Here is a 13,401-nt window from a genome sequence, read left to right as displayed (position 1 = left end):
AGTCGTGCCACAGAAACGTCCGGCGGGCCCACCCTAGCCCGCCGGACGGCACCATCATGGATATGAAGCGATGGGCCGGTCCTACGTAGAAGAAACTTAGCGCTACCGATCCGACACGGTGTGGCGGAGAATGATCGCCGTGGCGGAGCCAAATCCGTACCTCGCGAATCCCCGCTGGGTCGTGGCGGAACAGGTGGCCGACGCGGCCCGACGGCGGTACCCAGCGGGGGTGCAGGCCATCGGGGTCCACGGGTCACTTGCCCACGGCGACGACACCGACACGAGCGACGTCGACCTGGTCGTGGTCACCTACAAGGCGGGCGCCGGGCCACGGCCGGTCACCCGCCGGGTGGACGGGATCCTTGTCGACCTCGGTGTGGTGGCCGCCGAGGAGTACCTCCAGCACGCCCGCACCCTCACCACCTCGTGGCCGGTGGCCGCCGACCGGTACGTGACGACCAAGTCGATCTACGACCCGGACGGGTGGCTGGAGCGGCTCCGCGACACCCACCTCGGGCGGCTGGCGGAGGCAAAGTCGCTGGAGTTCACGACGCTCGCCCGGGAGGCGTGGTGCCGAGCCTCGTCGGCGCACGCGCGGGCGGTCCGGCTCACCCAGTGGTACGAGACGGATGCCGCCATGCTGATGATCGGCGAGGCCCGGCTCAACGCGGCGATGGTGGTGGGGCTGATCACCCGCACGTATTTCCGCAACAGCGCGGACGCGGTCAAGCGCACCGGCCTGGCCGGCGTGGACATGACCGAGCTCGGCCTGATCCTGCGCGACCAGGCCAAGGAGCTGGCCAACCGGGGCCGCCCGGTGGACGCGACGGTGAGCCAGATATTCGACGCCTGAGCTGGCCCTAGGCCCCGCCCACGCCGATCAGCCTGCCGATCGCGTAGGTGGCGGCGGTGGCCGCGGCGCCGAGCAGCAGCTGCCGCAGCCCACTGCCAAGCCACGAGCGGCCCGTAAACCGGGCGACAAGGGCACCGGCCACGAAGAGCCCCACACCGCCGACCGCGAGCGCCAGCCACAGCTGGTCGAAGCCGAGCAGGAACGTGATCAGCGGCACCAGCGCGCCGACCGAGAAGCAGACAAAGGACGAACCCGCTGCCGTCCACGGGCTGGGCCGCTCGTCCGGGTCGACGCCGAGCTCCTCGCGGGCGTGGAAGCGCAGCGCCTCCTCCGGGTTGCGCTTGAGGACGGCCGCGACCTCCTCGGCCAGGTCACGCGGCATCCCCGGCCGGCCCAGGCCTCCACAAGCTCGTGCGCCTCCGCGTCCGGAAACCGCTCCAGCTCGCGCCGCTCCTTGGCGACCTCGGCGGCCACCTGCTCGTTCTGGGTGCGCACGCTCGTGTACTCGCCGAGGCCCATCGAGATCGCGCCGGCGACCAGGCCGGCCACGCCGGTGAGCACGATGTTCCGCGACGAGACCCCGCCACCGCCGACGCCGGCGATCAGCGCGATGTTGGTGACAAGGCCGTCCATCGCACCGAACACGGCCGCGCGCAGCCAGCCGCCGGAGACGTCGGGGTGGTGGTTGGGGGTGAGGGCCGCCGGTCTTTCCGGCGTCACGGGAGGGTCAGGATCTCGTGCCCGTCGTCGGTCACCACGATCGTGTGCTCGAACTGGGCGGTCCACTTGAGGTCCTTGGTCACGACCGTCCAGCCGTCCCGCCACATCGTGTACTCGTGGGTGCCCAGCGTGATCATCGGCTCGATCGTGAACGTCATGCCCGGCTCCATGACGACGTCGAGCTGCGGGTTGTCGTAGTGCGGCACGTACAGGCCACTGTGGAACGACTCGCCGATGCCGTGCCCGGTGAAGTCGCGCACCACCCCGTACCCGAAGCGGCGCGCGTACGCCTCGATGACTCGGCCCACCGCGTTGAGCGGGCGACCCGGCGCGACCGCCCGGATGCCCCGCATCATCGCCTCGTGCGTGCGCTCGATGAGCAGCCGCGCCTCCTCCGAGACGTCGCCGACTCCGAATGTCGCGTCGGTGTCGCCGTGCACCCCGCCGATGAACGCGGTCACGTCGACGTTGATGATGTCGCCGTCTTCCAGCACCGTGGTGTCCGGGATGCCGTGGCAGATCACCTCGTTGAGGCTGGTGCAGCAGGACTTCGGAAAGCCCTTGTAGCCAAGCGTCGACGGGTAGGCGCCGTGGTCGCAGAGGAACTCGTGCACGACCTTGTCGATCTCGTCCGTGGTGACACCCGGCTTGCAGTGCTCGCCGGCGAGCTGGGTCGCCTGGGCCGCGAGCCGGCCGGCGATCCGCATCTTCTCGATCGTCTCGGGTGTCTGCACGTGCGAGCCGCGCCACTCCTTGGGCCGCTTCTTGCCCACATACTCAGGGCGCGGGATGGAGGCGGGCACCTGGCGCCAAGGCGAAATCTGGCCCGGCGCCAAATGGGCACGTACGGCGGTCATGGCATCCACCCTAGCGCCGGGGGCCGCCGCCTTACCGCAATGCCATCTTGCGGGCGTTGGCCGCCTCCACGAAGGCTTCGAAGACCCGGAAGTCGTCGCTGACCTCGGGATGCCACTGCACGCCGAGCACGAACGTGCGGCTCGGGTCCTCCACCACCTCGATGAGGCCGTCGTCCGGGCACCAGCCGACCGGCGTCAGCCCGCCCGGGTCGCGCACCCCCTGGTGGTGGTACGAGTTGACAGTCGCCTCGTCGCCGAGGATGGCGTGCGCCCGGGAGTGCGGCAGCAGCCGCACGGGGTGCCGCTGGCTGAACTTGGGGCCGCTGGTCGGCCGGTGCCCCTCGTGGCCGAGCACGTCCGGCAGGTGCTGGTGCAGGCTCCCGCCGTACCCGACGGCCATCAGCTGCATGCCCCGGCAGATGCCGAACACGGGCAGGTCGCGGGCGACCGCCGCGCGGAGCAGGAGCAGCTCGGCCGCGTCCCGCTGCGGGTTGACATTGGTCGTGGGGTGGGGCGGCTCGCCGTAGAGGGTCGGGTCGACGTCCGAGCCGCCGGTGAACATGATCCCGTCGATGTCGTCCAGCACGTCGGCGTCGGGCGCGTCCGGCGTGATCAGGACCGCGCGGCCGCCGCTCTCGTGGACCGCGTGCACGTACCGCAGGGGAAGGATGGCGGAAAATGTGTCATTGGCCCCGAACCGTGCGTTCTCCGCATATGTGGTGAGACCAATGAGCGGACGCCTCATGTGGCCCAACCCTACCGTGAGGCGTCCACCAGGGCCTTGAACGGCCGGACGTCCCCTCCACTTCCGGGTGCCACTGGACACCGAGCACGAAGGGGCGCGCTGGGTCCTCGACCGCCTCGATACCGCCGTCGTCCGCCCAGGCGCTGACGGTGAGCCGTCCCGCGTCGGCGACCCCTGGTGGTGGTACGAGTTGACCTCACCGTCGCCGCCCATGATTCGCTGGACAAGGCTGCCAGGGGCGAAACGGGCGCCGTGCGAGCCGAACTCACCGGGCACCGGGCAGTGCTTTTCGTGCCCCACCACGTCGGGCAGGTGCTGGTGCAGCCGCCCGCCGTACGCCACCGCGAGCAGCTGCATGCCCCGGCACACACCGAGGATCGGCAAGTCGGCGCCGACCAGCGCGAACTCCCCCGCGTCCCGCTGTGGCCGGCTGTCGGTACGGGGGTGGGGTGCCGCGCCGTACCGGGACGGCTCGATGTCCGCGCCGCCGGCGAGCACGAGCCCGTCGAGCACGCGGAGGATCTCGGCGCTCTCCGGGTCGGGCGGGATCACGATCGCCCGACCGCCGGCCGCCTCGACCGCGCGCACGTAAGAGTACGGAAGGACAGTCGCCGGCAAGTCGCGCCACACGCCCCAGGTGGCGGGCTCTACGTACGAGGTGATTCCGATGATCGGCCGCATTGAGATATCCCGACCTAAAGGGGCGTCACGTAGGCGCCGGTGATCCCGCCGTCGACCACGAACTGGGACGCCGTGACGAACGACGCGTCGTCGCTGGCCAGGAACGCGACCGCGGCGGCGATCTCCTCCGGCTGGGCGAAGCGGCCCATCGGCACGTGTACGAGGCGCCGGGCGGCCCGCTCCGGGTCCTTGGCGAAGAGTTCCATGAGCATCGGCGTCGCCACCGGCCCGGGGCAGAGCGCGTTGACGCGGATACCCTCGCGGGCGAACTGCACGCCGAGCTCGCGGCTGAGCGCGAGTACCCCGCCCTTGCTCGCCGTGTACGCGATCTGGCTTGTCGCCGCCCCCATCAGCGCGACGAACGAGGCGGTGTTGATGATCGAGCCCTTGCCCTGCCGCTGCATGTGCGGGATCGCGTACTTGCAGCACAGGTACACGCTCGTGGTGTTGACCCTGAGCACCCGCTCCCAGGCCTCCAGCCCGGTGACCAGGATCGAGTCGTCGTCGGGCGGCGAGATGCCGGCGTTGTTGAACGCGACGTCCACCCGACCGTGCCGGGCCGCCACCCCGTCGAAGAGGTCCCGCACGGCCGCCTCGTCGGTCACGTCGCAGGCGACGAACTCCCCCGCCACCTCGGCCGCGGCCGCCTTGCCGGAGTCTTCGTCCACGTCGACGCAGACCACCGACGCACCCTCGGCGCGCAGTCGCCGGGCGGTGGCCAGACCGATCCCGCTCCCCGCCCCGGTAACGACCGCGACGCGACCGGCAAGACGCTCCATGTCACTCCTTATGCCGCAATAAACACATTTTTCACGTCAGTGAAGGCATGCAAGGCATCAGGGCCCAGCTCACGGCCGAGGCCGGACTGCTTCATCCCGCCGAACGGGGTCCAGTAGCGCACCGACGAGTTGGAGTTGACGCTCAGGTTGCCCGACTCCACACCGCGCGCCACCCGGATGGCCCGTCCCACGTCACGGGTCCAGATCGAGCCGGAGAGCCCGTACTCGGTGTCGTTGGCGAGGCGGATCGCGTCCGCCTCGTCGTCGAAGGGCAGCACCGACACGACCGGCCCGAAGATCTCCTCCCGCCAGTGCCGCTCAGCCGGCGAGTCGGCGAGCAGCACCGTCGGCGCGTACCAGAAACCCTCCCGGCGGGGCGGAGCCGGTGAACGCCACCTTCGCCCCGTCCACATAGGAGGAGACGGTGGCCCGCTGACCGGCCGAGATGAGCGGGCCCATCTGCGCGGTCGGAAGCGCCGGGTCCTCCACCCGGAAGGCCCGCACCGCCGGCTCCAGCAGCGCCAGGAACTCGTCGTACACCGATCGCTGCACCAGGATCCGGGACCGCGCGCAGCAGTCTTGGCCGGCGTTGTCGAAGACCGCGGCCGGCGCGGCGGCCGCGGCCGCCGCCAGGTCGGCGTCCGCGAAGACGAGGTTGGCGCTCTTGCCGCCCAACTCCAGCGTCACCCGCTTCACCTGCTCCGCGCAGCCCGCCATGATCCGCTTGCCCACCTCGGTGGACCCGGTGAAGCACACCTTGCGCACCGCGGGATGGGTCACGAACCGCTCGCCCACGACCGACCCCTTCCCGGGTACGACCGTGAGGACGCCCTCCGGCAGGCCCGCCTCCAGCGCCAGCTCGCCGAGGCGCAGGGCGGTGAGCGGGGTCAGCTCGGCCGGCTTGAGCACCACCGTGTTGCCCGCGGCCAGGGCCGGCGCGAAGCCCCAGCCGGCGATCGGCATCGGGAAGTTCCACGGGACGATCACGCCGACGACGCCGAGCGGCTCGTGGAACGTCACGTCGAGCCCGCCCGCCACCGGGATCTGGTGTCCGGTCAGCCGCTCCGGGGCGCCCGCGTAGTAGTCGAGCACGTCGCGGACGTTGCCCACCTCCCAGCGGGCATTGCCGATGGTGTGCCCGGAGTTGCGCACCTCAAGATCGGCCAGCTCCGAAAGGTGCCCGTCGACCACGGCCGCGAACCGCCGGAGCAGCCGGGCCCGGTCGCCGGGTGAGACCTGGCGCCAGGAATCGAACGCCCCCCTCGAGCGCTCGATGGCGGCGTCGGTCTCCTCGGTCGATGCCGACGGGACCGTCGCCATGACCTGCCCGGTCGCCGGGTTGAGCACATCCGTCGTCGTCACAGCCGTTCGAACCCCCGGTACAGCTCCCAGTCCGTGACCGCGGCGTCGAAGGCGGCGAGTTCGACCCGCGCGTTGTTGGCGTAGTGGGCGATCACGTCATCCCCGAACGCCGCGCGCGCGACCGCGGAAGTCTCCCACAGACCCACCGCGTCGCGCAGTGACGCGGGCACCCGGAGCGCGCTCTCGTCCTCGTACGCGTTGCCGCCGTACGCCTCCTCGAGAGCGAGCTCGTTTTCGATGCCGTGCAGCGCCCCGGCCACGAGCGCGGCGATCGCCAGGTACGGGTTGACGTCCGCACCCGGCACCCGGTTTTCCACCCGTAGCGAGTGGCCGCCGTGCCCGACCAGGCGCAGCGCACAGGTGCGGTTGTCGGTGCCCCAGCGCACGGCCGTCGGGGCGAACGAGCCGGGCTGGTAGCGCTTGTACGAGTTGATGTTGGGGGCGTAGAAGAGGCTCAGCTCGCGCATCGTGGCGAGCAGCCCGGCGATCGCCCGCTGCCCGGTCTCAGAGAGGTTCGCCTTTCCGCCGCTCCCGGCCGCTGGGCCTGATCCGTCGCCGACCATCGCCGCGCCGCCGGCCGGTGTACGCAGCGAGAAGTGGATATGGCAGGAGTTACCCTCGCGCTGGTTGGGCTTGGCCATGAAGGTGATCGACATGCCCTCCTGAGCCGCGATCTCCTTCGCCCCGTTCTTGTAGATCACGTGGTTGTCCGCGCAGGTGAGCGCGTCCGCGTACCGGAACGCGATCTCGTGCTGCCCCAGGTTGCACTCGCCCTTGGCGCTCTCCGGCACCAGGCCCGCGCCGGCCATCTCGTTGCGGATCCGGCGCAGCAGCGGCTCGACCCGAGCCGTGCCGAGCAGTGAGTAGTCGATGTTGTAGAGGTTTGCCGGGTTGAGGTCGCGGTAGCCGCGCCGCCACGCGTCCTCGTACGAGTCGCGGTAGAGCACGAACTCGAGCTCGGTGCCGGCGTACGCGGTAAGCCCGTGCTCGGCAAGCCGGTCGAGCTGGCGGCGCAGGATCTGCCGGGGTGAGGCGAGCACGTCACCGGAGCCGTCCAGCCACCGCAGGTCGGCCAGCAGCATCGCGGTGCCCGGCTGCCACGGGACCCGGCGGAGCGTGGAAAGGTCTGGCGCCATCGCGAAATCGCCGTAGCCGCGATCCCACGACGACATCTCGTATCCGTCCACTGTGTTCATGTCGACGTCGACGGCGAGCAGGTAGTTGCACCCCTCGCTGCCGTGCGCGACCACCTCGTCCAGGAAGTGGCGGGCGTGGAAACGCTTGCCCTGCAACCGCCCCTGCATGTCGGTGAGGGCCAGCACCACGGTGTCGATCTGCCCCGCGTCGACCGCCACGCGCAGCTCTTCCAGCGAGAGTGCCGGCCTGGGTGCAGTCATGAGAGCGCCTCCGGGAAAAGGTTCGTAGCTATACCAAATATTTCCAAGCTATAGGCATATCAGGTCAGCAGCCCCAGCAAAAGCTCCGCCGTACCGTCGCAGTGCTCCTCCATCAGCGAGCGCGCGCCGGCCGGGTCGCCGGCGAGGATCGCGTCGACGACCCGGGTGTGCTGGTCGTCGGAATGGTCCAGGTTGCGCTTGATGACCGGGATCGCGGCCAGCAGCCGGTCGAGCGTGAGCTGCACGTCGGCGACCGCGGCAGCCAGGGACGGGCTGCCGCTCGCCCCCGCGATCGCCAGGTGCAGCCGCGAGTCGGCCACCCGCCGCGTGGCCGGGTCGCGGTCGCGGGACGCGGTGAGGCAGGCCACCAGGTGCTGGCGGTCGGCCGCGGCGAGTGCCCGGCTGGCGGACAGGCCGGCCGCGCCCGGCTCCACCACCCGCCGGAAGTCGAGCGCGTCGTGGAGCGTGTCACCCATCTCCCGGGCCAGGTCGGCCGCGGTGCCGCGCCGGGCCAGCGGCGTGACGGACGCCGCCGGCACGACCGCCTTGCGCCCGGGCCGGGCCCGCCCGGCCGCCGACCGCACGCGGCCGACGACCGGTGGAGTCCCGGCCCGCGACACCACGAACGTCCCTCCGGTGCGCCCCCGGCGGGACTCCAGGTAGCCCGCCTCCCGGAGCGCGCGGATCGCCTCGCGCAGGGTGACCCGGCTGACCTGGAGCTTTTCGGCGAGCTCGCGCTCGGCCGGCAGCCGCTCTCCCTCGGCCACCAGCCCGAGCTTGATCGCCTGGGCCAGCCGGGACACCGTGATCTCGAACGCGTTGCCGCCGCGCACGGGTCGCCACAGGGGCATCGCCGCGCCGGGCGACTCGCGCCCCTGCTTCGCGGCGACCGCGTCGCTCGACATGCGTTCTCTCCCGGCACTAGGCGACCGGCTGCTCCACTTCAGGGCCGTCGGCCTCGTCGATCGTACGGCGCGGGCCGGTGAACCATTTGCGGGCCGAGGCGTACCACCAGACCGCCACGAGGAGCAGTACGCCGCCGACCGCGATCGGCGCGTAGTTCACCGCGGACCAGCTGAACTCGTCGTTGCCGGGCACGCCCGCGGGAACGATCGGCATGATGAAGTACACGCAGATCACCGCGATCTCGATGACCGAGATCCAGCCGAGCACCTTGTACTTGCTGCCGAGCGTCCACGGGCCGGGCACGAAGCGGTCGCCCATCCGCAGCCGCAGCGCGATCGGGATGAGGAACGCCAGGTACAGGCCGATCACCGCGACCGACACGACCGCGTAGAACGCGACCGGGATGCCGGCCGAGCTCTTGTACAGCGCTGGGAGGGTAAGGATCAGGCCGGCGACGGTGGCGCCGATGATGGCGTTCACCGGCGTGCCGTTGCGGTCCACCTTGGACCAGAGCGTCCAGCCGGGCACCGCGCGGTCGCGGCTGAACGCGTACGTCATCCGGGACATGCTCGTCACGCAGCTCATGCCGCAGAAGAACTGCCCGATGGTGGAGATGATGATGACGGCCTTGAAGAAGAACGGCGTGAGTGCGCTCTCGAAGATGGCGCCGGAGAAGCCGCCCGCCTCGTTGACAGCGTCCACATTGGTCGCCGCGAAGAGGAACGAGAGCAGCAGGATCCAGCCGCCGATAGCGGAGTAGAAGATGGACCGCCACAGCCCTCTCGCGGCCGCCAGCGACGCGCCCTTGGTCTCCTCGGACACGTGCGCGCAAGCGTCGAAGCCCGTGATCGTGTACTGGGTGAGCAGGAAACCCAGCGGCAGGATGTAGAACCAGAACGCCAGCCCGTTGTTGTCGCCGCCGGCGAAGCCGGAGTTGTTGAACTTTTCGGTGAAGACGAACTCCATGCTCTGGTGGTTGTCCGGCACGAAGATCAGGATCAGTACGACCGCCGCCGCGCCGGCCACGTGCCACCACACCGAGACGTTCTGGAGGAGGTCGATGATCTGGTGCCCGAAGATGTTGATGATCCCGTGCAGTGTCAGGATGATCACGAAGAGCAGGAACGCCTGGTTGAGCGTGCCGGCCCAGCCTTCGAAGAGCGCCGAGAGGGTCAGGTTGAGGAACGTCGCGCAGCCGTAGTCGACCGACGCGGTGACCGCGATGAGCCCGATCAGGTTCAGCCACCCGGTGAACCAGCCGTGTACCGGCTTGCCCATCCGCGACGCCCACCAGTAGATGCCGCCCGCGGTCGGAAACGCGGACACGAGCTCGGACATGCTGAAGCCGATGATCAGGATGAACAGCGAGATGAGCGGCCAGCCCCAGCTGATCGCGACCGGGCCGCCGTTGTTCCACGCCTGGCCGAACGTCGTGAAGCAGCCGGCCAGGATCGAGATGATGGAGAAGGAGATGGCGAAGTTCGAGAAGCCGCTCCACTTGCGGCGCAGCTCCTGCTTGTAACCGAGTTCGGCAAGGCGATGGGCGTCGTCATCCATAGGGTGCTCGGCCGTCGCCGGCGCGGTGGTTGCCATGAGGAGTCTCCCTGTGTCTACGGATGGAGGGAGGAGGTGCGGCCCGCGGCCGCCCGCATGAGCCGGCCCAGGTCCGGTGCGTCCATGTCCCGGCAGGCCTGGCCCCACTTGTCGGCCGCCTCGGCCCGGTAGTCGAAGGTCGACCCGGGATCCCGCAGCAGGCCGTGATGCACGGTGAACCACAACGTCCAGGTGACGTTGGAGAGCAGGAGGTTCAGCCGTACCCGGGCGACCAGGGCGGGCGTGGTCTCGGCGCCGAAATAGGCGGCGGTGAGGTCCGCCACCTGCTCCGGGTCGAAGTCGGCCTCGGCCGCGATGTCACCCAACTCGAACGACGGGTCGTTGTTGCCGGACAGTTGGTAGTCGACGATCCGGATGCCTCCGGGGGCGTCGATGAGGTTTTCCGCCAGTAGGTCGTTGTGGCAGGGCACGGTACGCATGGGGAGGACGCCCAGCGCCGTGCGAACGTACTCCACTGTGGACAGCCGTTCCAGGTAGCCGTCCGGCAACGGCAGGTCGTGGTAGCGGCAGACGTCCAGCAGCTCGTACAGCTTGCCGATGATGTCGAAGTCGTTGCCGAAGCGGGGCCCGGCGTGCAGGCGCCGGCAGGCGGTCGCGATCCGCGGAATCGTGGTCGCCTCTCGGACCGACGCCGAGTCCAGCGTGCGCCCGGGTAAGAACTCCAGCACCAGAGCGGGTAGGTCGGGCAATACCTCGTAGACCCGCGCGCCGACGCCCGACTCCGCCGCCCGCCGAGTATTTTCGATCTCCAGCGGCGGGGGCACCCCCAGCCCCGCCGCGGAGACCGCGGGTTCGAGCACACGCAGTACGTAGCTGCGGCCCCTCACGTCGACCCGCCATATGTGGTGCGAAAGGCCGCCCGTCAGCGGCCTGTGGGTGACCGGCTGGCCAGCCCACAGCGAGACACGCCCCAGCACGTCTTCGACATGGACCATCCGTGCACCCATGGCTGAGTTTCTGTCCGTGAGCTGAACAGCGTCAATACACGGCAGGCTAAGTTTTGAGTGGCCGCTCAGACCTTTTGGTCTGACCAATTAGGTGATAGGACTCGCGTGTGCGTACTGATGCGCGGGTTGTCGTGGTGGGCGGCGGGGTGGCCGGGTGCAGCATCGCCTACCACCTGGCCCGGCTGGGCTGGACCGACGTGGTGGTACTGGAGCAGCACGAGCTGACCGAGGGCACGACCTGGCACTCGGCCGGCTTCGTCGGCCAGCTCCGCTCCACCATCAGCCAGACCCGCATGATCATGTATTCCTCGTCGCTCTACGCCGAGCTGCGCGAAAGCACCGGGCTGGACCCGGGCTGGCGGGGCGTCGGCGGGCTGCGGCTGGCCACCACGCCGGAGCGGGAGGAGGAGCTGCTGCGGCAGGTCAGCGCCGCCGACACGTACGGGCTGGAGATGGAGCTGCTCTCCCCCGCCGAGGCACGCTCGCTCCTGCCGTTGCTGGACGTCTCCGACGTACGGTCGGCGGGCTGGCTGCCCGGCGACGGCTACCTGCGCCCCGAGCCGCTCGCCGCGGCGCTCGCGGCGGGCGCGCACAAGCTCGGCGTCGAGTTCCACACCGGCGTGCGGGTCACCGGCGTCGAGGTCGAGCGGGGCCGGGTGCGGGCGGTGCTGACCGACCAGGGACGCATCGCCACCGAGGCCGTGGTGAATGCGGCCGGCGCGGCGGCGGGCCACGTGGGGCGCCTCGCCGGGGTCGCCATCCCGATCGTGCCGATCAAGCACCAGTACGTGGTGTCGTCGGCGGTGGACGCGCCGGACGTGCCCGGCATCCCGACCGTGCGCGACCCGGACCACATCGTCTACTTCCGCGGCGAGGGCGGCGGGCTGCTCGTCGGCGGGTACATCCGCACCCCCGACGTGTGCTGGCCGGACGGGGGCGAGGCGCCGCTGGCCACCGCGCGCACGCTCTTCCCGCCGGACCTGCCGAAGTTCGAGGAGTCCTGGGCGAACGCCCGCCGCCGGGTGCCGGCCCTGAGAGCGGCGGAGATCGAGCGGGTGGTGCACGGGCCGGAGGCGTTCACGCCGGACGGCGAGTTCCTGCTCGGCGAGACGTCGGTGCGCGGCCTCTGGGTGGCGGCCGGCTTCTGCGTACACGGGCTCGCGGCGGCCGGCGGGGTCGGCAAGGTGCTGGCGGAGTGGATTGTGGACGGCCAGCCGGAATTCGACGTGTCCCATATGGACATCCGGCGCTTCGGCGCGCACGCGGGGAGCCGCTCCTGGGCCACCGCCAAGGCTCTCGACGCGTACTCGCGGTACTACGACGTCGTGTACCCGTACACCGAATGGTCCGCCGGCCGCCCATTGCGCCGTTCGGCGACCTGGCCTCGGCTCGAGCCGCTCGGTGCGGCGCTCGGCGAGAAGGCCGGCTGGGAACGGGTCAACTGGTTCGGGCCGCCGCCCGGCTTCGTACCGTCGGCGCCCCGCCCGGCCGGCTGGGCAGGACACGTGTGGTCGCCGGCCATCGAGGCGGAGTGCCGGGCGACGGCGGACGCGGCGGGCCTCTTCGACCAGTCGTCCTTCGCGAAGCTGGACGTGCGCGGGCCGGTGTCGTTCCTCCAGCGGATGTGCGCGGCCGATGTGGACCGTCCGGTGGGGACGGTGGTGTACACCCAGCTGCTCAACCCGCGTGCCGGCATCGAGGCCGACCTCACCGTCACCCGGCTGGGCGAGACGCACTTCAGGGTGGTGACGAGTACCGCCTCGGGCGTGCGCGACCTGGCCTGGCTGCGCCGCCACGCGCCCGAGGGCGCGAGCGTCGAGGATGTCACCGGCGCGTACGGCTGCCTGTGCCTGTGGGGCCCCGCTGCCCGGGACATCCTCCAGCCGCTTGTCGACGAGGCGCTCGACTTCCGCTTCATGCGGGCGCGGCAGCTCACCGTGGGCCCGGTGCCGGTGCTCGCCCAGCGGGTCACGTTCGTGGGCGAGTACGGCTGGGAGCTGTACGCGCCCACCGAGTACATGCTGACGCTGTGGGACCTGCTGCTGTCGACCGGCGCCCCGTCCGGCTTGGCCCCGGCCGGCTATCGGGCGATCGACGCGATGCGGCTGGAGAAGGGGTACCGGGTCTGGGGCTCCGACATCACCCCGGAGACCACACCCGACGAGGCCGGACTGTCGTTCGCGGTACGGACCGAGACCGACTTTCTCGGCCGCGACGCGCTGCTGGCCGCACGCGAGGCGGGTGGGCCGAAGCGCCGGCTGCGCTGCCTCGTGCTCGACGACCCGCGCACGGTCTGCCTCGGCACCGAACCGGTCCGGGTCGACGGCCGTCCCCGCGGCCGCGTCACCTCCGGCGGCTACGGCTACCGGGTCGGCGCCTCCATCGCGTACGCGTACCTGCCGTCCACTGTGGAGGTGGGCACGAAGGTCGAGGTCGGCGTCTTCGGCTCGTGGCAGAGCGCCGAGGTCCGCGACGAACCCCTCTACGACCCCACCAACGCCCGGGTGCGCGGCGCCTGAGCGAGATTCCGCAATCTGGAA

Annotated in this window: 9 protein-coding genes and 2 pseudogenes; 2 read left to right on the top strand and 9 right to left on the bottom strand. The window is 70.7% G+C overall.

Features of this window, described 5'->3' with window-relative positions:
* The first annotated feature begins 139 nt into the window (after nt 1–139).
* Complete coding sequence (locus tag Pflav_RS40985; protein WP_232072511.1) at nt 140–853, top strand: nucleotidyltransferase domain-containing protein; 714 nt, start codon at nt 140–142, stop codon at nt 851–853.
* Between the two features lie 7 nt (nt 854–860).
* Here the strand turns inward: Pflav_RS40985 and Pflav_RS40980 are convergent.
* From Pflav_RS40980 to Pflav_RS40935, 9 genes and pseudogenes are all read right to left on the bottom strand, one after another.
* Nucleotides 861–1,486 (bottom strand): annotated as a pseudogene (locus Pflav_RS40980) (VIT1/CCC1 transporter family protein).
* A gap of 83 nt (nt 1,487–1,569) precedes the next feature.
* A complete protein-coding gene (gene map / locus Pflav_RS40975; protein ID WP_173041870.1) occupies nt 1,570–2,430 on the bottom strand; it encodes a type I methionyl aminopeptidase in 861 nt (286 codons plus the stop codon).
* A gap of 31 nt (nt 2,431–2,461) precedes the next feature.
* Entirely contained in the window at nt 2,462–3,856 is a 1,395-nt protein-coding gene (locus Pflav_RS49380; RefSeq protein WP_462933162.1) for a gamma-glutamyl-gamma-aminobutyrate hydrolase family protein, read from the bottom strand.
* 14 nt (nt 3,857–3,870) lie between these two features.
* Complete coding sequence (locus Pflav_RS40960; RefSeq protein ID WP_173041868.1) at nt 3,871–4,635, bottom strand: 3-oxoacyl-ACP reductase; 765 nt, start codon at nt 4,633–4,635, stop codon at nt 3,871–3,873.
* 8 nt (nt 4,636–4,643) lie between these two features.
* Nucleotides 4,644–5,955, bottom strand: a pseudogene (locus tag Pflav_RS40955) (aldehyde dehydrogenase family protein).
* Nucleotides 5,956–5,993: 38 nt separating this feature from the next.
* The gene (locus Pflav_RS40950; protein ID WP_173041867.1) at nt 5,994–7,394 is read right to left on the bottom strand and encodes a glutamine synthetase family protein; all 1,401 of its coding nucleotides are present in this window, start codon (nt 7,392–7,394) and stop codon (nt 5,994–5,996) included.
* A gap of 59 nt (nt 7,395–7,453) precedes the next feature.
* Entirely contained in the window at nt 7,454–8,299 is an 846-nt protein-coding gene (locus Pflav_RS40945) for a FadR/GntR family transcriptional regulator (RefSeq protein ID WP_173041866.1), read from the bottom strand.
* Between the two features lie 16 nt (nt 8,300–8,315).
* Nucleotides 8,316–9,893 (bottom strand): amino acid permease, encoded by a 1,578-nt coding sequence (locus Pflav_RS40940; protein WP_173041865.1) that lies wholly within the window; start codon nt 9,891–9,893, stop codon nt 8,316–8,318.
* A gap of 17 nt (nt 9,894–9,910) precedes the next feature.
* A complete protein-coding gene (locus Pflav_RS40935) occupies nt 9,911–10,849 on the bottom strand; it encodes a choline/ethanolamine kinase family protein (protein ID WP_173041864.1) in 939 nt (312 codons plus the stop codon).
* 119 nt (nt 10,850–10,968) lie between these two features.
* Between Pflav_RS40935 and Pflav_RS40930 the strand changes: the two genes are divergently transcribed.
* Nucleotides 10,969–13,380, top strand: coding sequence for a GcvT family protein (locus Pflav_RS40930; RefSeq protein ID WP_173041863.1), 2,412 nt, complete (start codon nt 10,969–10,971; stop codon nt 13,378–13,380).
* Nucleotides 13,381–13,401 lie beyond the last annotated feature (21 nt).

Source organism: Phytohabitans flavus, assembly GCF_011764545.1.
Lineage (GTDB): Bacteria > Actinomycetota > Actinomycetes > Mycobacteriales > Micromonosporaceae > Phytohabitans > Phytohabitans flavus.
This window is presented reverse-complemented; position numbering and strand designations above follow the sequence as displayed.